We start from the raw sequence: 21,238 nt of genomic DNA, 5'->3' as shown, positions 1-21,238 counted from the left end.
GGGCGCGCCCGAGCGCCGCGCGCCGCCCGGGTGTGTACCCGCAATCCACATCACGAGAGGCGCCGGTTCGAAGCTGTGGACCCGCAGTCCACGCGCGCCGCGCGCGCTCGAAAAAAGAGTGAGACTGAGTGCGACTCGTACCCTGATGCGCGCACGCAAACGTGGGCGGCACGTGCCACGGCCCACCCTGGCACTTCGACTACTCGCATATCGACATGGGCGCGCGGTCATGTTCCGTGTGCAGGATGCATCATGAAGACATCGAATCGCTCGGATGTTCGAATCGCAAATTGGGTTTGCGATTTTCATGATTCGAACTAAATCCACGGCATGCGACGTCACCTCGGTTCAGTCGCCGCACCGCGGCGATTTCAACGCGTTCTGCCCGTGGCTTCGTGCATCGCGCTCGGCTCGCTCGGTCTCATGCTCACGGCGTTCGGGCCATCGTCGTGCGAGGGCGAGCGCCGGGTGACGGTGAACGTGACCGAGGGCACCAACCTGGCGGCGACCCTGTCGCCCGATGGGCAGCGCGTCATTTTCGATCTTCAAGGAGCGCTCTGGTCGGTCCCGGCATCCGGCGGCGACGCCACCCGGTTGACCGATCCTTTGTTGGAGCCGGCGCGCCCGCACTGGTCCCCGGCCGGCGATTGGGTCGCCTTTCAAGCCTATTCGGGGGGCACCTTTCACATTTGGCTCATGCGCCCCGACGGGAGCGGCCTGCGTGCATTGACCTCGGGCCATGGCGACGATCGCGAGCCGCGGTTCTCCCCCGATGGCGCACGGATCGCGTTCTCTTCCGATCGCGCCTTCGAAGGGAGCTATGACATTTGGGTGGCCGACGTCGCGACGGGGTCGCTCCAACGTTGGACGTCGGCCGGGACCGACGAGTTCGAGCCCGATTGGCTCCCCGGTGGAAGCGAGATCGCCTATGCCGTGGGGACGGGGGCCGTCGGAACCTCGGTCCAGGCCTCCACCTCCCGCGGCGCCGCCCGCACCTTGATCGCGGCGCCTGCGGGGATGCGCATCGCGTCGCCATCCGTATCGCCCGACGGCCAACGGGTCGCGTACACGCAGCAAATTGGAGCTCCGGCGCGCCCGGCCGAAAGTCTTTTGATGCTCTCGGGCACACGGGTCGGCGCGAACACCGACGTCTTTCCATTTCACGCGCATTGGCTCGGTTCGCATTCGCTCCTCTACACGGCAAATGGAAAGATCCACGTTGCCGATGTGGATGCGGGTACCACCCGCACCATTGATTTTCGCGCCAAGGTGGAGGCTGCCCAATCCGAATACCATCACCGTCCTCGCGACTTCGACGCCGATGGGCCAAGGCGCGCCAAGGGCATCGTCGGGCCGAGCCTCTCGCCGGATGGTCGCCAAATCCTCTTTCAGGCGCTCAACCAGATCTGGGTCATGACGCGCGGGCAGCCGCCGCGCGCGCTCACGAACGATCGCTATTTCAAGGCCGACCCGTCCTGGTCGCCCGATGGCCGGAAGATCGCCTATTCGTCCGACAAGGCGGGGACGGAAGATCTCTATATCGTCGAGCTCGAGGGCGGGGGAGAGCAGCGCGTCACGTCGTTGCCGGGCGCGGAGGTTTCATCGGCTTGGTCGCCCGACGGGCGCATGCTCGCTTTTCAAAATCAGACCAACGCAACATTCACCGTGGAAATTGCCACTGGAAATGTTCGGCAGGTGCTGCCATCCCTCTTCGCGCCCTCCAAGCCGAGCTGGCACGCGGGCGGCGCCACCCTCGCGGTGGCGGCGCTCAAGCCGTACAGCCGTCGCTTTCGCGAGGGGACCAGCCAGATCCTCACGGTGAACCTGACCACCGGCGCGCTCACGTACACCGAGCCCGCGCCGTTCGAGTCGATCAGCACCCGCGGCGAGGATGGCCCCGTGTATGCGCCGGACGGCAGCGCGGTCGCCTTCGTCATGCAGAGCACGCTCTGGATCAAACCCGTCAATGCCCAGGGCATCCCGCAAGGCGATCCGGTTCGAATCAATGACGAGGTGACCGATGCGCCGAGCTGGAGCGGCGACTCGCGAACGCTCCTTTATCTCTCCAACGGCAAGCTGCGCGAGGTCGATCGCGCCGGCGGGCCCCCGCGCGACGTTCCGCTGGAGCTCGCGTACCGCCCGGAGATGCCCGAGGGGCGCACGGTGATTCATGCCGGAAAGCTTTGGGACGGGCGCGGCGCCAACGTGATGACCGACGTGGATCTCGTGATCGACGGCCATCGCATCGCGCGCATTCGGCCGCACGATGCGCACGCCGACGACGGCGCGCGCGTGACCCATATCGATGCTTCGCGCCGGACGGTCCTCCCCGGGCTATGGGAGTCGCACACGCATCAGTGGATCAGCGGCAAGTTCCACGGCGATCGGCTCGGGCGCCTCTGGCTGGCGTACGGCGTGACGTCGCTCGACTCGGTCGGCGATCCCGCGTACCGCGCGGTGGAGACGGCGGAGGCTTTTGCGTCGGGCGAGCGGGTCGGCCCGCGCTTCTTCCCCACCGGGGAGGCCATCGACGGCGAGCGCATTTATTACAATTTCATGCGGCCGGTCACCGGGGGTGACGCCCAGCTCGCGCGCGAGCTCGCCCGCGCGCAGGCCCTCGATTACGACATGGTCAAGACGTACGTTCGCTTGCCCCACCGGGACCAGGCGAAGATCGCGCGCTTTGCCCACGAGCGCCTGGGCGTGCACGTGGCCTCGCACTACATGCCGCCGGTCATGGCCTACGGGGTCGACGGGATCACGCACGTGAGCGCGACGGCGCGTTTGGGGTTTGCGTACACGCGCTCGATGGCCGGCGTGAGCTACGGCGACATGCGCGACTCCTTGCGGCTGTCGGGGATGTTCGGCATCAGCACCACCTTCACGCCCTCGCTCTACGCCGACGATCCCGGCATGGTGGACGATCCGCGGCTGCTCGCGTTGAACACGCCTTGGGATCAGACCATCCTACGAAACAAGCGCGATACGGCGGTAACTACGGATCAAACGCTCCTCTTGGAGTCGCTGCGGCGCGAGGAGGACACCGTCCGCAGCATCCTCGCAGCCGGCGGCACCATGCTCGCGGGCACCGACTCGCCCTTGGACGACGTGGCCACCGCGCTTCATTTGAACCTCCGTTCCCAGGTGAAGCTGGGTGGCCTGCCCCCGTGGCGCGCGCTGCAGACCGCCACCAAGCTGGCCGCCGAGGCGATTTCTGCCGGGGACGACTTGGGCACACTCGAGCGGGGGAAGCTCGCCGATCTGGTGATCGTCGAAGGCAACCCGCTCGATCGCATCGAGGACCTGGCAAACGTCCGCGCGGTCATGAAGAACGGGAAGCTGCACACGGTGGAGGCGTTGATGGCGCCGTTCCCGCCGAAGCCCGCACCCGCAGCCGCAGCTGGACGGCAGCTCGCGCCAGGGCTGGAGGGGGCGGCCGAACGGTACTGGTGGCATGATCCGGAAAACATGATCGAGGACGATCACCGATGACGTAGATGTAACTGTTGTCGCAACGTCATCGGGCTCTGCAGCGACTGTTTAGCTCGATGAGACAAAAGAGTGACGCGGGCGGGTCAAGTCGTGTGAGGCTCGGCTCAGATATTCGTCGAAACGGATCGAAAGTTCGTTTGACTGGATTGCCCACGTCGTTTTTGTAGACTGTCGACCGATGCGCTGCGCCCCCACCGTGGACGAGCTGCTATGCGGGGGCCGGTGGCTTCGGTGACCGTCTCGACGCCCCCGGGCTCTCGCGGTTCAATCTCCGATGCACACGGGTCCGGGAAGTATCGGCCCCTCCTCGAGATCGGCCATGGCGGCATGAGCCGCGTGTACGTCGCTGTCATTCGAGGTCCGGGACATTTCAATAAGCTGCAAGTCATCAAACGACTTTTGCCGACATTGGCCTCGGATCCCGATTTTCGGCAGATGTTCCTGGACGAGGCGCGTCTCTCGGCCCGCTTGAACCACTCGAACATCGTTCAAATCAACGAGGTTGGCTTCGACGGCGCGCACTACTTCATGGCCATGGAGTACCTCGAGGGGCAGACCCTCGATGCGATCGTCCGGCGCACGCAGGCCGCCGCGGCGGCCCCGGTCACCTCGACCACCTCCGCCACGTTGACGGCACCTGCCGGATCGGACGCTTCGGCCGCATCGGCTTCACCGGCGCCGCCTGTCGCATCGGTCGGACCCGTTCCATCCGCCCCGCCGGTGCCATCGGTTCCGCCGGTCACCATCGGCACGCAAACGGGACCCGGCGCGGGCTTCACCGTTGCGATGCATTTGCGCATTCTCGCCGATGTGGCCGCGGGGTTGCATTATGCACACGAGCTCTCGGACATCGATGGGCGGCCGCTCCAAATCGTGCATCGCGACGTGTCCCCGCACAACGTGTTCATCACCTACGCGGGGCAGGTGAAGGTGCTCGATTTCGGCATCGCCAAGGCGGCGGATTCGTCGCATCAAACGCGAACGGGTGTCATCAAGGGCAAGTGCGCGTACATGGCGCCCGAGCAGTTTCAGGGCAAGGGGGGGATCGATCGGCGCGCGGACATCTTTGCGCTCGGCGTGATGGTGTGGCAGGCGATCACGCGCACGCGGCTCTGGAAGGGCCTGTCGGACATGGAGATCTACAGCCGCGTCTCGGCGGGGGAGATTCCGTCGCCGCTGAGCGTCGATCCGCATCTTCACCCGCAGCTGGTGAGCATTTGCGAGCGCGCGCTGGCGCCCGATCGCGAGAACCGCTATCGCACGGCCGCGGAGCTGGCCGAAGCCATCGACGCCTACTTGGATACGCTGTCGACCCCGCGCGGGAGCCGCGACATCGGCCGCTGCGTGAGCGAGCTCTTTGCGGATTCGCACGCCGAGGTGACGCGGGCCATCGAGAACGAGCTCCGCAAGCAAGAGACCAACTCGGCGGAGATCCCGATCTTCATCGATCCGCACGCGCCGCCGGCGGACGACGCCTCGCCGCCCCGGCTCGCTCCTGCGAACGATTCCTCGGAGGGGCGGCTCGCCGTCGGGTTCCTGGACCGAGCGTCGTTCGAGCCGCCTTCGCGCGCGAAGAAGACGTCGCGCGCGCGGCGGGCGCTCCAGGCCTCGGTGGTGCTGGCCGCGTTGCTCGCCGCCGGCGCCATGGTGATGCACTTCGTGCGCAAAAAGCCGCTGCCGGATCCGGGGGTGGCGTCGGCGTCGGCGCAGGTGTCGGCGTCCGCCCCGGCGCAGGTGTCGGCGCAGGCGGCCAAGCCCGAAGAGCGCGATCCCGAACGCGACGGCGCCGTTTCCGAGACGGCGGCGCCCGTGGTCGCGCCGGAAGCGCGGCCGCCGGTCGTTCCAGAAGGGCCATCCGCCCCACAAGCGCGACCCGCTCCGCACGTGCGATCCGCGCCCATCACCCGACCCGCGCAGCCGAATCGGCCGGCGATCCGGCGCGTGGGCGGGAGCCCCAAGTCCACGGCGTCGCCGCCCGCTGCGGCGTCTGCACCCAGCGCGACGGTCGAATTACCCCCGCCGCCCGCGAGCACGGCGCCGCCGGCGAGCGCCGCGCCCCCGGTCTCCTCGAGCAGCAAGCCCCCGCTCGATCGCGATCCCTGGCATCCGTGAGGATGGTCGCTTCCTTGGACCCGGTCTATTGAACGCCATCCCAAACGGCGCGCTCGTCGCCCATGGGATCCTCGACGGTACGGATCGCGCGGCCGAACTCCATGGTCGTGCGCCCGCTCGGCTCATACCGCGCCCAGCCGGGATCGCCGTCTTTGGCGAACGACACCAGGGCGCCGTGCATGCGCGCCGCGAGCTCCTCGGGGGGATTGGGGCCGGTGAAATCGGTATACGATTGAATATCGTCGAATAGAAAGGGGATATCCATGGCGTGCGCCGCGCCCAGCACGCCGCCGTAAGCGGTCGACGGCCATGTGAACAGATACATCCATGTTGCGCCGTGGTGCGCGAGCTGCGCCTCGGCGAGCCGGATCTGGCGGATGCGAAACCAATGATCCGTTTCCATGGCCGTGAGGATTTCGTTGCGCGGCTGCCCGGGGCGGTTCTTCTCGTAGACGGCATAGGCGCTCTGGAAGGTGCGGCCGGCCGCCTCCATCATGGGGGTCATCGAGGGCTCGGCTCGAGCGAGGACGGCCGGCGAGAGCGCGGTGAAGAATTTCCACTCTTCGCTCGTGGTCCCCGTCAAGAGATCGACGCCTTTGGCCGCGCCGCGGGCCACCGCCCGAATGGGGAGCTCGGGGAGCACGTCGCCCCCGTGCATGGGCGCCCAGTACACTTCGATGGCTTTGAGCGAAGGATCCGTGGACGCGCCCACGATCTCCTGCGCGCGCAAAAGCCCCTCCGGCGGGAGGGCTCGCAGCGCTTCGAAATCGCCTTGCGCGAGGTTGGCGGCGTCGAAGATGGCGCGCGTGATCGTTCCCGCGTCTTTTGGGGAGCGGGTGGCGTTGCCGCCGCCGCTGATGGGGACGGCTCTGCGAAAGAGGCCGCGCGCCGAGGGGACGGCGAGCAAGGCGCTCACCGAGGTGCCACCGGCCGATTGGCCGAAGATGGTGACATTGTCCGGAGCGCCGCCGAACGCGGCGATGTTCTCGTGCACCCACCCCAAGGCCGCCAGCTGATCGAGAAGACCGAATGCGCCCGATCCCGGCTCGTCGCCGACCCAAAGGCTCCCTTCGGCGCCAAGTCGGTAATTGCAGGAAACGAGGATCACCCCGTCGCGCGAAAACGCCGCGCCCTCGCGCCCGGGGAGCGCGCCCGTTCCATACATGTACGAGCCGCCGTGAAACCACACCAGCACGGGCAGGCGCGCCGAGCCCAGCGCGGGTGTCCACACGTTGAGGGTCAAACAATCGTCACCTTGGGGCGGTCCGCCCTTCCAGGCAAAGCGGTTGCCGATCTGCGGGCACACCGGCCCGTACTTCGTTGCGTCGCGCACCCCGCCCCAAGGCTCCGGTTTTATCGGCGCGCGAAATCGATTTTTGCCAAAGGGCGGCGCGGCAAATGGAATTCCGCGAAACACGTGCACGATAGGGTTGGCGCCAGGGGATCGCGGATCGCCGGCATCGCGCCCGCGCACCTTGCCGCTTTGGGTGTCCACCACGGGGCCAACCGGCTCGGGCCGCGAATCGGCGCAGCCGGCGACCGCTCCCGACCCGACCGATGCCGCGCATCGGGCATAGGTTTGCAACCATCGACCGCACGCGACATTGCCGAGCCCCGTGAGACCAGCTCGCAATGCCTCGCGTCGCGAATACTTCCGTGACCCGATCATTTCGGAATCTTTTGTACCGCATCCCCCGGCTGAACGGTAATGCCTGGGTCGGGCCGTACTGCGGCCTCGTTCGGTTGGACGATGCGGGTGATCATGCCCGTGCCCACCGGTTGGAGCCTGCAATTCGGCGAGCCCGAGCCGCGGGTTCGGGTGCCACATGTATCCCGTAAAAATTGGATCGAATCGCCCTCTCGAAATTCGGCGGACGTGATTCGCACCCGCGACTCACCTTCGTCGACATTCCGCATCACCGTACCCCGGTTGGCTGCCGCCGTTGAGCACGACGCCACTGCGAAGGCTGCGATCGCCGCACCGAACCCACACGCCCGACCATTCATGATGACACCTCCCGCGTGAAAGGAACCGCGCAGGGCGGCGTACCCCCGATGAGGGGCCGGTGCAAGCGGCGCACCTTCGGTCAGGGTCGCAAGATCTGATGGAACGAGAACGCCGCGCCCCCGACGCGGTTGCAGATGGCCTTGCTGGTATCGCCCCCGCACGGCTGATCGCGATGGATGGCCCAGAACGAGAGCAACCCGAGCGACTTGCTCTTGGCGAACGCCGCCAAGGTGCGCGCGTCTTCCAAGGTGAAGACCTCGCTCGCCACGTCGTTCTCGCCGATCATGGGGGTGGCGCCGAGCATCTTCCACGCGTCTGCTTCGCTCGAGCCGGATAGGGCACTTCGTAGTTGGGCATTGGCGTCGGTGAGGGCCGAAATGGCCAGCTCGCCCATCTTCTTTCCCTCGCTGAAGTAATTGCCATAATCCATGACCATCAAATTGACGTGCGTGAGCTCGACCCCCGCCGCCACCGCCGCCTTCACGACATCGACGGAGGTCGCACCGAGCCCGCCGGGGGTGTTGAACTTATCGCGCGGGAGCGCGGCGAGGGTCAACGAGATGCGGGCGCCGGTCTGCTTCTGCACGGTGGCCAGCGCCCGCGCGCGAAGCGCGTTCACCTGCGGGGTCATGGCGCCGCTCTGCTCCACGTCGAAGTCGAGATCGTCGATGCCGGTGGCGCGCACATAGCCCGTGATCGCGTTGGCGAGCGAGGTCGCGTCCGCGCACGCATTCTCCAGGTACGTGCCATTGGCGCCGCCGAACGATGCTTTCACGTGACCGCCGGCCGCCACATACGCTTTGACGTCGGCGAGGTGCTCTTGCACGTCGGTGGTGGCCGCGCACCCGCCGCTCGACAGCACGAAGGCCAAGGTGACGGCGGCGGGGCCGCCTTTGGCCTTCATGTCCACCAGGCTCGTAAATGGATAAACGGGATTGCCCCAGCCCCACGTGTAAAAATACGGTGCATACTCGGCCGCGCCGCTGCCGCTCCCTCCCGAGCCGCCGCCTCCTCCCGAGCCGCCGCCGTTGCCCGCGTTGGGATCGCCGGTGCCTGGGCCGCGGCCGGGTGCCCCCGTCTCCGAGCCCGGGCGGGGGCCATCCCCATCATTGCCCGATTGCGAACGAGGGGACTCCGTCGACGAACAAGCCACCAGCGCACCGAGGACCAAGGTCCATCCAAGCCTTGCAATGTTCATGGTGGCAGGTCCCCAGCAATTCACGCGCCTGCGAGGCGCTGGGGCCCGAACCGCATGTACTTCGGATACACGCGCCTACGAGCCGCGATCGATCAAATCGTGTGTACGCGCGTCGTGTCTTTTTTCTTGATTTTCACTTTGCGTACTCGCTTATCGCGCGTCGGCGGTTTCGGCTCCCGCGGCGGCGCGCCCGGCGCGGCAGAAGGTGCACCGCCCGGCCGAGCCGCTGCCGACCCGACGGCAGGATCGGCAGGGTGCTTGCGCCGGCGCGGGCTCTTCTTGGGGTTACGGCGCGGCGGCGGCGGTGAGGCACTTCGATGTACCACGGTGGGCTTTCCAGGATCCGCCGGCCGCGGCTGGGCCGGCGCCGGTGTCTCCGCGCGCAGATCACCGAGCACGAAGGTCATGGCGAGGAAGGCACACGATAAGACGACGTCGCGCATCCGAGCACCATAGGCGCGCGTGCGTGGAGGACAAAGCGCTACCTTCACCCGGTGCGCGCCGGCGCGCGTGCCCTCGCGCGCACGTGGGTAGGTGCTTACGAGGGCACAATCCGACTCGAAAATGCTACCAGCCGACGGCCTCACCATCTTTTCGATGATCGGAGGCCGCGCGATAGAAACCGTGCACGCGAGGGGCGCCCGCGCCGGCCGGCGCGCCCGCGGGGAGCGGCGTGAACAGGATGGATTGAAAGCCGCCCACGGGGGTGCCGTCGATGGAGACGACGTTGTGCCCCATGGAGAGGAGGTCTCGGCCTATGAGGTTGGCCAAGCTCGACTCGAGCTCCAGCCGGTTGGGGACCTGCACGTGGTGGAAGCGCGCCATATCGGTCGCCGCCTGCAAATTGGCGCCGAGGTCGAGGATGCTCACCAGGGTCTGGGCGTGACCTTGCGCCTGCATATCGCCGCCCATCAGCAGAATGGACATGAGCGGCGTATTGTCATTTCGCATGACGAAGCCGGCCGACAGCGTGTTGAACGGCCGCTTGTGCGGCGCGATCACGTTGGGGCTCGTCGGCGATAGGCTGAAGAGGGAGCCGCGGTTGTGCAGCACGAAGCCATACCCCGGAACGGTGATGCCCGATCCGAAGCTCTGATAATTGCTGCTGACCCACGACACCATGTTGCCCTCCGCGTCCGCGGTGGAGAGCACGACGGTGTCGCCGCCCGCGTTGACGGGGGCCGCGGGGCCCGTGGACGACGCGCGCTTGGGATCGACCTTGCTGCAAAGCTTCTCCGCGTGCGCCTTCGACAGCAAGTCGGCCAGCGGGATCTTCACGAAGTTGGGATCGCCGTTGTAGCGAAAGAGATCCGCGTACGCGAGCTTCTTCGCCTCCACCAAGAAGTGCCAGTACTTGGCGTTTCGCGGACCCAAGCTGGCGAGCGACTGCCCCGGCGCCCACTTGGGCATGCACGTCTCGAGGACGTTCAACATGACGTTGGTGCCCCACGCCTGCGAGGGCGGGGGGAGCTCGGCGACCCGGTAACCGCGGTACTCGCTGGTGGCCGGGGTGCTCCACTCGCCCTTGTAGGTGGCGAGATCCTCCAGGGTCATGCTGCCGCCCAGGGCGTTCGATTTGGCCACGATGGCCTTGGCGATCTCGCCCTTGTAGAAGACGTCGCGGCCGTGCTGCGCGAGGAGCCGGAAGGTCTTGGCCAGATCGGCGTTGCGAAAGACCTGCCCGGCGACGGGCTGCTTGCCGTCGATGTACCAGGTCTTGATGGTGTCGGGATCGGGCGCCGTACAGCAGCCGCGCAGGGGCAGCGCGTTGGGCAACACCCAATCATGGGCAATGCGCTGCGAGATGGGAAATCCGTTCTCCGCATAGTCGATGGCCGGCGCGAGCACGTCCTTGAAGGTCTTTTTGCCGAATCGCTTGAGGAGCTCCTCCCAACCCCACGCGGCCCCCGGCACGGTCACCGGCAGAATGCCGTAGCCGGGCATCCCGGAGCCCGGGCCGAAGTTCGCGGGGTCGGCGCGGTAGCCGAGGGATTGGAACCGCTCGAGGTTCGCCCCCGTCGGCGCCATACCGCTCGCGTTGAGGGCATACAGCTTCTTCTCTTTTGCGATGTACACCATGACGAACAAGTCGCCCGCGATGCCGGTGTTCATCGGCTCCACCACATTGAGCACCGCGGAGGCGGCGATGGCGGCATCGATGGCGTTGCCGCCCTTCATGAGCACTTGCAGGCCCGCCTGCGAGGCGAGCGGCTGGCTGCTGGTGACCATACCGTGTTGGGCCATCACCTCCGCGCGGCCCTGCGCGCGCCAACCTTCGGCGCGATCACCGCGCACCGCGTTGCAGGCCGGCGGTCTTGGCTCGGCATCGCACGCCGACATGAGCGGGGCGGGTTGAGCCCATGCCTGGCCGCCGGACATGGGGGCCGATGCGAGGATGAGAAGAAACGCGGCGCCCCCCAGCGCCTTCATGGGAACCGTCGTCATGGAAAGCTCCTTCGGGGATGGACATGTCGTCCAGAAGAAGCGATTCGACTCCGCGCGCGCGGCCTTTGCAAGGGGCATGCGCTAGGTCACCGCACGAGCTCGGGGCTTTGGCCCTCGGTCGAGGCCATTTCCCTCTCGTCCCGCGCGATGAAGCTCGGCCGCCTTCGGATGCTACGTGTATGTCGATGGCGCGCATCATGGCGAAGACCTCGGGCTCGAGCCGGCGCCGTCATGACGGATCGCCACGCTCGCGAACGGCCATGTTCGAGGCGATGCGCGTCGGAATCCCAAAGCTCGGCGGTCACGGATGCGTCGGCGTGTCCTCGTAGTCGACGGGGAGGAGCTCGGACACGATGGGCTTGATCGATTCGCGGATCAGACGAAGGTGCGCGGGGTGCGCATAGAACGCATCGAGCGCCGCCCGGTTGCGAAACCGCAGGGTGATGGCGTGCGTATACGCTTGGCTCCGCGGAGATACATTTCGCCCGCAGGCGACATCGACGATGCCCGGGATCTCCTTCGGCAACGCGCGCACCTGGGCCATCAGGTCATCGATGGCCTTCGAGGTCGCGGTGGTCATGAACTTGAAAAGCACGATATGAATCACCATGCGATTTCCCTCTTCCGCGGCACGGCCCATGGCGGGCGTCGCCATCGCGGCCACGGAGACGGCGGCGAGCGAGCGCGATAAGAATTGCCTTCGGTCCATGGGGTTCAATGGCTGCGGCCCGGGAGGCCGCTGATGGGGGCGGGTGGACGCTCGACCTGGAGGGTCCGTTGCGGCGTGGCCAGCGCGTGGCGGGCGATTTCGTCCCGCCGCGCGAACCAGACGCCGGGTTTGCTCTTCATGTACGTAAAAATGCGGTCGAGCGGCGGAATGCGATAAGGACGGCCGCTGATTCGATCGTGCAGGCTCATGGACATCATGCGTCGCCGGGTGGCCGCTTCGGCGTAAAGTTGATCGAACTCGTCGCACACGGCTCGAACGTAAGCGTCTGCGTCATAGCCATCGAAGTCGAACGACGCGATGTCGTTCAAATGGGCGGTGTAGGGCACGGCGGCGAAGGGCTTGCCGTTGATCCGTTGGACGTAGGGCTCGTCGCGACTGAGATCGTTGTTGTGGTAAATATAGCCCAACTCCTGCAGGAGCTCGAGGGTGCGGACCGAGCCGCGCATCCAATAGCAGTCGTACCCGACGGGGGTCACACCGGTCGCCGTCTCGATGCTCCTCTGGCCGCTCAGGATCCAGGCCTTCTCCTGCTCCGGCGGGAGCATGTACTGAAATGCCCATTGCTTCCCATGATTGGCCGCCTCGTGCCCGCGCCGGACGATCTCCTTGGCGAGATCGGGCCGCTTGTCCACCGCTTCGCCGATCATGAAGCTGGTGACCTTGATGCCATGCCGGTCGAATAGCTCCAGCATGCGGGGAATACCCTCGTTCGGGCCATATTCGTAATAGGTATTCTGCGTCAAGTCGGGCACGCCGGGCTCGACGGGCACCGTAATGGGACCCGGCGCACCCGAGATCGGCTGACCGCCCCCTTCGAACTGCATGCACACCGACACGGCCAGCCGCGCCCCATTCGGCCAAAACGGGCCCGTTTTGACGCCCGCGAGCGGGGCGCCGGCCCCGACCGCCTTCGTGGGTTGGGCCCCCGCGGTGCTCGCGCACCCGGTCATCGCCAGGGCCCCCAAGGCCAGGGATCCCGTCAGCATCTCTCTTCTTTTCATGGTGAGCGCACCTCTCCTCGATCCAAAGAAACGACTCCCAATTCCGAGACGAATGTCGGACCGCAGGAATGTGGGCGCTCGCTTCGCGCTGGGCTAGCGGGTCGTGCGGAACAAGACCTGTGAGGTCGAGTCACGAACGCGTGCCATGCGATTCGAAGGCGCAAACCAAGCTTCTTCGCGAACTACGTCGCGGTCATTCGGCGGCGAACGTCTCGTCGTGCAAATGCACGGACCGTCGAGTACCCAATTCGGGACTTCGAGTCAAGCGTGCATACCAGTCGTTTTGGACGAATCGCGTTTTGACGCGTATTCGGGAGTGGTCGCGCAGATTCCTTCTCACCGTGAGAAATCCGGGATCCCATCGTCAACGAAACAGCGACTTCGAAGTCGAGGCAGCGGGATCCTTTCCGGCTCTCTTTGCTAAACTGTTTAGCAGCATGCGCGAGAAAAGTCTCGCGCCTCTTTCGGGCTCCCGCTGCTTTTATTGGAGGCTCGCGAGCGGCTGATTGCGATAGACTGCCGATATGACGACGAAGGCGGAGGAGAAGGTGCCCGCACGTCCCGCGAGGATCGACCGAGGCGACCTATTCTGGATTGCGCCCGACGATGGGCGAGGGCCAATCCCGAGCTGCGCGCACCCCCACGTGGTGGTTCAAGACGATGTCTTCAACCACTCGCGCATCACCACCGTGGTCGTGTGCGCATTGACCTCGAACGTGCACCGGGCAAACGAACCGGGGAATGTTCTGCTCGACCCGGGGGAGGGGGACCTTCCCAAGCCGAGCGTGGTGGTGGTGTCTCAGATCGCTTCGGTCGAAAAAGCCCAACTGGGCGAACGAATCGGCTCGCTCTCCGGCGCCCGCGTGGAGCAAATCCTCTCGGGCCTACGCTTCCAGCAGCGCTCGTTCTTCGGGGAGTGATCGCACGTCGGAAGACCTCCTCGCGCACGCGCAGGCTCGGCTCGTCACCCCGGCACGGGTTGCGTTCGTCCCGTGGACGCTGCCGTTTGGATGGCGTCGAGCAACCGGTGCCGCCGGAGCGCATCGTCGAAGCCGGGCGCGAGCGAAGTCCCATCGGCGATATCGCGCCCGAACGCGGCATAGAGCTGCGTCATCGCATAGGCCGAGCCTTGGAGATCCGTGCCGTACTCACCCACATGCGCCTGGGGGACGGTCAGCTTTTCGAGGTGCGGCTCGTCGCCGCGGGCTCCGAAGAGGAGGAGATCGGTGGGATCGTGCGTATCACTCCGAAGCTCGAGGGAGCCCTCCGTCCCCGTGATGTGCATGGTCAAGTGGGAAGGACCTTGCTGCCTTCCCGCCTCGAGGTGGGCCGATAGCACCGCGTTGCTCGCGAACGTGCCGCTCACCAGGACTTGATGCGGTGTGTTCACGGGGATCACCTCTCCGGTTTCGAGCAAGGTCGTCGTTTCGAACTGCCTCGCCACCACCGCGGCCACCTCCCGCAGGTCGCCCAGCGCAAAGCACACCAGATCGAAGAAGTGTCCCCCCATGATACTGAGCAAGGTGGCGCCGTTCTTGGCATCCGTCGAATACGCATTCTGGATCGGCGTCCGCGTCCCCATCATGGGAATGGGATAACTGAAATTGCACGACCGCAGCCGCCCCACGTACCCCTCCGCGATCAGCTCGCGCACATGGAGGATGCTGGGCAAATAGCGCCGTTGTAACCCAATCGCCGTACGAACCCCGCGCGCCTTGGCGAGCCCCGCGAGCTCCTCGGCCTCGATCGTGGAGGCCCCCAGCGGCCACTCGCAGAACACATGCTTCCCCGCCTCAATCGCCGCCCGCACGACCGCCGCATGATCCGGCGTCTTGACGGACACCGTCACCACATCCACCTCGGGATGCGCCACCAACGCCTCCACCCGATCGAACGCATGCGCCGCCCCAAACAGCGCCGCCGCCTGCTCCGCGCTCGCCCGATTGCGCGTGCTGACCGCCGTGATCTCGAACTGCGGGAGCGCTCTCAACGCAGGCACGTGCGCCACCTTGGCCCACCCTCGCTCCGCGTTCGCCCCAACGATCCCTACACGAATTTTCTTCACCAAGGCACCTCCATTTGTCTCGATGTCGAGATATTTGTCGCCGTTTGTCTCGACGTCAAGGCATTTGCCTCGACGTCGAGGCATTTACTTCGACGTCGAGCTATTTACTTCGGCATCGAGCTATTTATCTCGGTGTCGAAGTAACCGAACCGCGCTACAAATCCGGCATGTCGAAGGACGTCAAGCACCCACGCAAGGATCTCGTGGCCGCCGTGGCTGCGAGTTGGAAGGAGCGATTCCCCGAGTGGGATGTCTCGGGGCTGACGCTCTCCATGCGATTGGGCCACATCGCCCGCGAGCAGCTAGCCCGCTACGAGGAGATGATGGAGCGCTACGGCCTGGGGCCGTCGGGGTTTCCGGCCTTGGCCATCGTGGCCTCCGCGGGGGAGGGGGGGCTCACCCCGAGTCAGCTCATGGACCAGATGAACTGCCCGAGCGGCACGGTGACCCACCGTCTCAACCTGATGGAGCGCGCCGGCCTGATCCGACGCGAGGTCGATGCCTCCGATCGTCGCAGCTTACGCATCCACATCACGGCCTTCGGGCTCGAGCGGTTGCATGCGTGTGCTGACGAATACTTCACCCTCGTGCGCGAGCCCTTCGCCAAGCTCACGCGGGCCGAGCGTGAGATGCTGGACTCACTGCTCCGCAAGGCGGGGGGTGGGCTGTTGGCGAGCGATGGGCGCTCGCGAAAGGGGTAAAGGTCCGCTGGGGCGCGCGGTGATCGGCGTCGGCCGCTTTCGAATTATCGACGGCGCGTTGTTGCTGGTCGCTGTCGGTTTGTGCGGAAGGGGGAGCGTCTGAGCGTAGAGGGTCTGTGTGTTTGGCGTGTGAGTGTAGGGCGTGTGAGCGATGGGGGTGTCTGAGCGTAGGGCGTGTGAGCGTAAGGGGTGTTCTGAGCGTAGGGCGAGTGAGCGTAGGGCGTCTGAGCGTAAGGCGTCTGAGCGTAGGGCGTGTGAGCGTAAGGGGTGTTCTGAGCGTAGGGCGAGTGAGCGTAGGGCGTCTGGACCTATCACCCTTCGTACGGCCATGATATCCGCTGGACCTCCTCCGGCGCTCGCGTGCGGCGCGCATCGTTTTCCACCTCGAGCAAGGTGAGCGTGCCGTCGCATGCGGTCCAACCGTTCATTCGACACAAGGGGGCGATGATCGCCATGCGGTGCTCGCCGTAGATCGCCAGGATGACGCGGTCGACGGCTCCCCGGCCGATTGCGCCAATGTCGTCGCACCACAGGGTGATGCCGGCGCTCGTGCCCGAAACGTCCTCGATATGGCCCCGTCTCTCGAACCAGCGAACCGAGCGAAATGTGCGCTCGATGGCGCGCCGCACCTGCATCACGTCCCCGAGGCTCTCGGTGACGATGCGTCGCGGGAAATCGAAGGTCGAGCTCCGAAGCCGAAAGAGCTCTGCGTACGAGCGCACCGAGGCCGGGTGGGGCCTACATGGTCCATCCATGGCGGGGCGCGCGGGCGACAGGTTCGGATGGCGCGTAACCCGCCGGGTAGCGATGGCTCCCATCGAAGGGGCCGTGGGTTTCTTCATGGTCATCATCCGATCATGGCCGCAGCGGCCGCAATTCGGCGCGGATCGTCGCCGGTATTGCACATGCGTCGCCGTTTCGAATGTCTACGAATGTTCCTTGGGGAATGGGCGCTCGTTGTTTGGGCATCGAAGAACATCGTGCGGGCACGCTCCTGTTCTGGGGTGCCCTCCGTGTGCGGGGGCTGCGTGGGCTCGGTGCATGGGCAATGGCTGTCGCAGGAGCGCGTGCCCCCGTCGGCATCGGCGGTCGATGTCGCCCTCGTTCCCGTCGAGGGGCTCGGGGCACGCAGGTGTCTGGTACGGGCGGCGCGCGGGTCGAAAGGCGGAGGCGCACCCGAATCGCCGGAGGACCGGTCGTCCGTTTTGCCGTTTGCACTGCTTCATTGTTGCGCCGCTAGCAATGCGCATTCATCTTGGCGCGGCAATTGGCATATTGCATATCCATTGTAGTAACCAAGTTGCGTCTCGTGGTTGTCAGCTGCGGAGCGTTCGGCGGCAAGTTCGAGTCCGGTCTCACGGATGGAGGAACTTTGCGGACGAAGTTGCGCAGCGTGAGTAGCACCTTACGTATCCTCCGCTTCGTCTTCGCAATCGACGTGCGCGAGGGAGCACTTTCCCCGCTCGCGTCCCGTCGTGGTTCGGAGCCTCCGCGGAGCGTTCGCGACTGGAGACGAGGTACGCCGTGAGCACGAGTGCGGAAAATGGGACGGGAGTGCGATATTCGTTCGACGGTTCGTGCAGCGATGGTCATGTCGTAGCCTTCTTCGAAGCGGGCCTCCCTCTTCGCCCGCGATGACCCATGATGGGTGAGGCGAGCGCGTGCAAATTATTGAATTGCGGAGACGAGGTTTCGCGATTGTGGGCTCGTTGGTGACTGCGCGATTGCGAATGTGCGTTCTACGGCGAACGGCTTCGCCTCGTACGGGCAAGCCGCGTGGCTTCTACGCGGAGAGGCATTGCCGCGCGAATGGTCGTCGGCCCGCTGCCCGATCGTGCCGTTTATTCATTCGAATTTAGGAAGCGCGGTTGCACGTTACGGCGCGAACGTTCGGATGGTCTCCGGGCGCCTTTTCGATGCGCCGTGCGCGCTCTCGACGAATCGTTGAAGCGCACGGCTCAGGGGCGAAGCGGCGCGCGTGCGGGGTCGCCGATGTGGATGTCTGGGCGCGGTGTTGGCGTTGGCGTCCGCCTCGGCATCGGCGGTCTTGGGGGCGACGCTATGGTCGGATTCGGGCGGGCGAGCTCATGATTCGACCGCGGGCCATCGTTGGGCGCCGTTGTCGCGTACGACGCACCCTGCGGGGGTGGTGTCGAGCTCGTGGCTCGGCGTTGTGACGGGACCGGGGCGTGTTGAGGGGCACGCGCAGTGAGTCGCGGGGGCGCGGTGCGGAGCTATGTACCGTTGCGGCTCGCGGTGGCGGGGATAGGCAACACGCCGAGCCCGGCTCGGTCGAGGGCATTTCTGCGCGCGATCGTGGGGGCGGGGAGGGGTTTGAAAAAAAATGGATCAGACGTGTTGACAGAGGGGGGTCGATGAAGGCAAGTTAGGCGCCCTTCGAGACGCGGGAGTAACTCAGTGGTAGAGTGCCACCTTGCCAAGGTGGACGTCGAGGGTTCGAATCCCTTCTCCCGCTCTGCGTTTTCTGAGGGTTTGCTGTTTTCGCAGCCCTCTCTTCACAACCTCTTTCACAACCCTGCCCATCGGTTGATGACGAGGGGCCTTGGGCTATCTCGACCACACGGTTGAGCCCTTGGCGCATCTCGTTGAATCCGACGGTGGAATAGAGTTCCTCCATCGTCTCCGTCGCATGGCCGCTGATGGCGCGCTTGACGATGGACGGGATGGCGGCGGCGCGGCCGAGGTCCTGGAAGGTGCGCCGCAAGCCGCGCGGCGTGAACGTGAAGGTCAGGCCGATGCGCCTCGAGACGTCTTGAAACGGCTTGTCGAGCACTGCACGCGCGCGATAACCGCCGTGCCTCGCGGGGAACAGTAGGTCGCTCTCCGCCATCTTGGACCGCCACCAGAGGGGCGGCTTGTTCCACTTGCTCAGGGGCGGCTCTCGAGCTGCCGGACGTGCTCCGCAAGCACGTCCATCGCTTCTTTCGGAAGCTCCGCCCGGTGCCGCTTCCCCGTCTTGGTCTTGTTCATCACGCTCTGCCCGATGGGGTTCGAGCGTCGGGCGAGGATTCGGTTCACCTTCCAGAGCACGTCGGGCTTGTCACCCTTGCGCCGGAGGGATCGCATCGTGGACGGCCGCCAGCCGGTGACAATCCCCAAGAAGGTCATCGCGTAGTGCTGGGGCCACCGCTTCTTCATCATGCGGAGAAACTCGGGCACGAGCTCCGGCGGCAAGGCGTTCGGCTCTTCGTCGGTGTAGGTCGGCTCGTCGGAGGTGTCGAAATCCTTCAGGCCGATCGCCGGATTCTTTGGGAGCTCGAGCTCGGCGGTCATTTACGCGCAGGATCGAGAACCACCCGTTCACGGTTGACTTCGCGATGCACTCGGGATTCCGCCGCTCTTTTCCTTTTTCGTCGACGATCGTCTTCGGGAGCTTCGTGCGCTTGGCGATCGTATCCTTCATCGCCTGAAGGTGGGCGAAGCGAAGTTCGTCGCACCAAAAGTCCCCGAGTTCAGGGATCAGATGATGCGTCAACGTGTCGTCCCAGCGCTCGATGGACTTATCGCTCTTGAGATCCCCGACTTCGACTTTGCGCTCGTAGACGGACGAGGCGCATTCGCTCCAGAGCCTCCGCCGTCGCGTCTTGCCGTGCACGGAAGCGCGCTTCTTCTCCCGAAGTCGCAGGCGTTGGAGCCGAGCCTCGTCCAGCATCGCGTCTGGGAGTACCTCCACGGCCCATTCGCGTTTCCCCGTTTTTTTGGGGTTGTTCACGCGAAGGGCGATCAAGTATCCGCCCGCTTTCATCCGCCAGATCCCCTGGTGCGCTCGGTTTGGCTGCGATCTCGTAACGCCATTGCATCTTCCAGAGCATCGTCGTGTCCTCGTCCACATAGATAAGCATCCAAATCCGCTCGCCTCCACATGAGCGGCCCGGTGCGGCCTCGCCTTCCAACCGGAAAGACCTTTCGGCGTCGTCTCGCCGTCAACAACCCGCCATCAACGACCGCTCCCTCGTCCTCGCCACGCTCCGCGGCGCTCTGCGAACGCGTCGACCTGCCCCAGGGCTCATTCATCACACGGACCGCGGAAGCCCGTATGCGAGCGAGGATTATCGCCAGGCGCTCGCCGCTGCCGGGGTCGTCGTGAGCATGAGTCGCACGGCCGACTGCTACGATAGTGCCGTTGCTGAAAGCTTCTTCGCGACGCTGAAGGCTGAGCACGTCGACCACCAACGCTATGCCACGCGCGACGACGTGACCGCGTCCATCGGTGACTACATCGAGCACTTCTACAACACCGTGCGCCGGCATTCGTACGTCGGCTATGTCAGTCCGATGGCGTTCGAATTGAAGTCCCAAGTCGCCGCTCTTGCGAATATAGTAGCGTGTCCACCGTGGCGGGGGAGGATCAGTGGCGGCAAATCACACGTACTTCGTCGCGGATGCACAGGTTCTCGTACACAATATCTGTGCAATTGAATCCGTGCTTGGCGAGTCCGCGAAAGGGAGCGGGAACTTTGAAAGCGCGCACAAGCTCACCACGGATGAGGCCCTCACGGCTGGCGAGCGTTGGGTCGGTCCTCAGTATAAAGAAATGGGCGGATCCGGAACGGGCGTTTTCCGAAGCGCCGATGATACGCGACAATTCCGCATCGATGAACCCTCGATCACGGGCGCACGGGGGATATTGATCCTCACGTGCACTTCGAGAACGTTGATCCCGCACGTCGGGGACGAGATGCGATACGGTCGAACAACCATGTTCCGTTGAAGGACCCATGAATAGCGATTTTCCTACAGGTGTATGGGGTATTGTATCGAAGGCAGACCCCGAGAACGCACAGATCGAAAAAGTACGCATTGATCACAGCAAGCCCAGTGGATACATCATCGTCACGAAGGAACCAAAGGGTACGTTCGACGTGTGGGTCGAAACGGAAGCAGAGGTCACTGACTTTCTTAAGGCGATGGTTGTCCGTTGGGAAAACACTGCATGACGTGGTGACGGGTCGTGCGGCGGCATCTCGACTCCGGAGAGCTGTCCGAAGCACACGTTCTGAGTGAAGGCGCACAGAAGTGCGCCGCCCTATGCAACGAGATCGGTGAAATCCTTGACCTTCCACCTGTCGGCGTCCGAAAGCGCAGTGGGCTCCCCAATTGCGCCGGATGGTGCTGATGGGGGGAATGCCTCGTGAGCAATATGAGCGCACCCCGGCGTGCGGCGCTCGGCTTTACCGGTTGGCTCGTCGATGCGCGCAAGGTTTTGGAGAGGGCGGCGTGTGCGGCGGTCTCGAGCAAGGCGATGCTTCAACGTGGCCGCCGTTCATCACGGCGGATCGGCGATCTCGAGTGCGTTGCCGGTTCTCTCGTCCACATCGCTTCAACGTGGCCGCCGTTCATCACGGCGGATCGGATGGTCAGATAGCCACATGAAGGCGTCCGAGCAGCCGGGCTTGAACGTGGCCGCCGCCATGGCGCGGCGGCATGAGCCTCAAACGTCCCATCCGGCAGGCAATATATCCTCC

The 21,238-nt window shown here is 65.2% G+C and carries 14 protein-coding genes, 1 tRNA gene and 1 CRISPR repeat array (1 of these 16 cut by a window edge); of the genes, 7 read left to right on the top strand and 8 right to left on the bottom strand.

Annotated elements, in window-relative coordinates; genetic code table 11:
* Nucleotides 1–387: 387 nt before the first annotated feature.
* Both LZC94_29035 and LZC94_29030 read left to right on the top strand, forming a co-directional pair.
* Entirely contained in the window at nt 388–3,492 is a 3,105-nt protein-coding gene (locus tag LZC94_29035) for an amidohydrolase family protein (GenBank protein ID WXB11889.1), read from the top strand.
* A 327-nt stretch (nt 3,493–3,819) separates the two neighbouring features.
* A complete protein-coding gene (locus tag LZC94_29030; GenBank protein WXB11888.1) occupies nt 3,820–5,604 on the top strand; it encodes a serine/threonine protein kinase in 1,785 nt (594 codons plus the stop codon).
* Between the two features lie 25 nt (nt 5,605–5,629).
* Here LZC94_29030 and LZC94_29025 read toward each other — a convergent pair whose 3' ends face one another.
* The 5 genes from LZC94_29025 to LZC94_29005 form a co-directional block, all read right to left on the bottom strand.
* Nucleotides 5,630–7,102 carry a carboxylesterase family protein gene (locus LZC94_29025; protein ID WXB11887.1) on the bottom strand — a complete coding sequence of 491 codons (1,473 nt, stop codon included), beginning with the start codon at nt 7,100–7,102 and terminating at the stop codon, nt 5,630–5,632.
* Nucleotides 7,103–7,691: 589 nt separating this feature from the next.
* Nucleotides 7,692–8,810, bottom strand: a complete 1,119-nt coding sequence (locus LZC94_29020; protein ID WXB11886.1) for a glycosyl hydrolase family 18 protein — start codon at nt 8,808–8,810, stop codon at nt 7,692–7,694.
* A gap of 567 nt (nt 8,811–9,377) precedes the next feature.
* Nucleotides 9,378–11,255 carry a gamma-glutamyltransferase family protein gene (locus tag LZC94_29015; protein WXB11885.1) on the bottom strand — a complete coding sequence of 626 codons (1,878 nt, stop codon included), beginning with the start codon at nt 11,253–11,255 and terminating at the stop codon, nt 9,378–9,380.
* Between the two features lie 301 nt (nt 11,256–11,556).
* Entirely contained in the window at nt 11,557–11,964 is a 408-nt protein-coding gene (locus LZC94_29010) for a Dabb family protein (protein WXB11884.1), read from the bottom strand.
* Between the two features lie 5 nt (nt 11,965–11,969).
* Nucleotides 11,970–12,986, bottom strand: a complete 1,017-nt coding sequence (locus LZC94_29005) for a polysaccharide deacetylase family protein (GenBank protein WXB11883.1) — start codon at nt 12,984–12,986, stop codon at nt 11,970–11,972.
* A 524-nt stretch (nt 12,987–13,510) separates the two neighbouring features.
* Between LZC94_29005 and LZC94_29000 the strand changes: the two genes are divergently transcribed.
* Nucleotides 13,511–13,906 (top strand): type II toxin-antitoxin system PemK/MazF family toxin, encoded by a 396-nt coding sequence (locus tag LZC94_29000; protein ID WXB11882.1) that lies wholly within the window; start codon nt 13,511–13,513, stop codon nt 13,904–13,906.
* Between the two features lie 44 nt (nt 13,907–13,950).
* Here LZC94_29000 and LZC94_28995 read toward each other — a convergent pair whose 3' ends face one another.
* Nucleotides 13,951–15,051 carry a Gfo/Idh/MocA family oxidoreductase gene (locus LZC94_28995; protein ID WXB11881.1) on the bottom strand — a complete coding sequence of 367 codons (1,101 nt, stop codon included), beginning with the start codon at nt 15,049–15,051 and terminating at the stop codon, nt 13,951–13,953.
* Between the two features lie 167 nt (nt 15,052–15,218).
* Between LZC94_28995 and LZC94_28990 the strand changes: the two genes are divergently transcribed.
* Nucleotides 15,219–15,752 (top strand): MarR family transcriptional regulator, encoded by a 534-nt coding sequence (locus tag LZC94_28990; protein WXB11880.1) that lies wholly within the window; start codon nt 15,219–15,221, stop codon nt 15,750–15,752.
* A gap of 311 nt (nt 15,753–16,063) precedes the next feature.
* Here the strand turns inward: LZC94_28990 and LZC94_28985 are convergent, their stop codons facing one another.
* Nucleotides 16,064–16,594, bottom strand: coding sequence for a hypothetical protein (locus LZC94_28985; protein ID WXB11879.1), 531 nt, complete (start codon nt 16,592–16,594; stop codon nt 16,064–16,066).
* 1,562 nt (nt 16,595–18,156) lie between these two features.
* Between LZC94_28985 and LZC94_28980 the strand changes: the two genes are divergently transcribed.
* Both LZC94_28980 and LZC94_28975 read left to right on the top strand, forming a co-directional pair.
* Nucleotides 18,157–18,228, top strand: a tRNA-Gly gene (locus tag LZC94_28980).
* A gap of 87 nt (nt 18,229–18,315) precedes the next feature.
* Nucleotides 18,316–18,588, top strand: a complete 273-nt coding sequence (locus tag LZC94_28975; protein ID WXB11878.1) for a hypothetical protein — start codon at nt 18,316–18,318, stop codon at nt 18,586–18,588.
* Between the two features lie 53 nt (nt 18,589–18,641).
* Here LZC94_28975 and LZC94_28970 read toward each other — a convergent pair whose 3' ends face one another.
* Nucleotides 18,642–19,046 (bottom strand): hypothetical protein, encoded by a 405-nt coding sequence (locus LZC94_28970; GenBank protein ID WXB11877.1) that lies wholly within the window; start codon nt 19,044–19,046, stop codon nt 18,642–18,644.
* A gap of 1,445 nt (nt 19,047–20,491) precedes the next feature.
* Here LZC94_28970 and LZC94_28965 point away from each other — a divergent pair.
* Nucleotides 20,492–20,710: a hypothetical protein gene (locus LZC94_28965; GenBank protein ID WXB11876.1), complete on the top strand. Its 219-nt coding sequence runs from the start codon at nt 20,492–20,494 to the stop codon at nt 20,708–20,710.
* Between the two features lie 307 nt (nt 20,711–21,017).
* Nucleotides 21,018–21,238: a CRISPR direct-repeat array (repeat unit 28 nt; unit sequence GCTTCAACGTGGCCGCCGTTCATCACGG) (it continues 105 nt past the right edge of the window).

The sequence above is a fragment of the Sorangiineae bacterium MSr11954 genome (assembly GCA_037157815.1).
Lineage (GTDB): Bacteria > Myxococcota_A > Polyangia > Polyangiales > Polyangiaceae > Pendulispora > Pendulispora albinea.
This window is presented reverse-complemented; position numbering and strand designations above follow the sequence as displayed.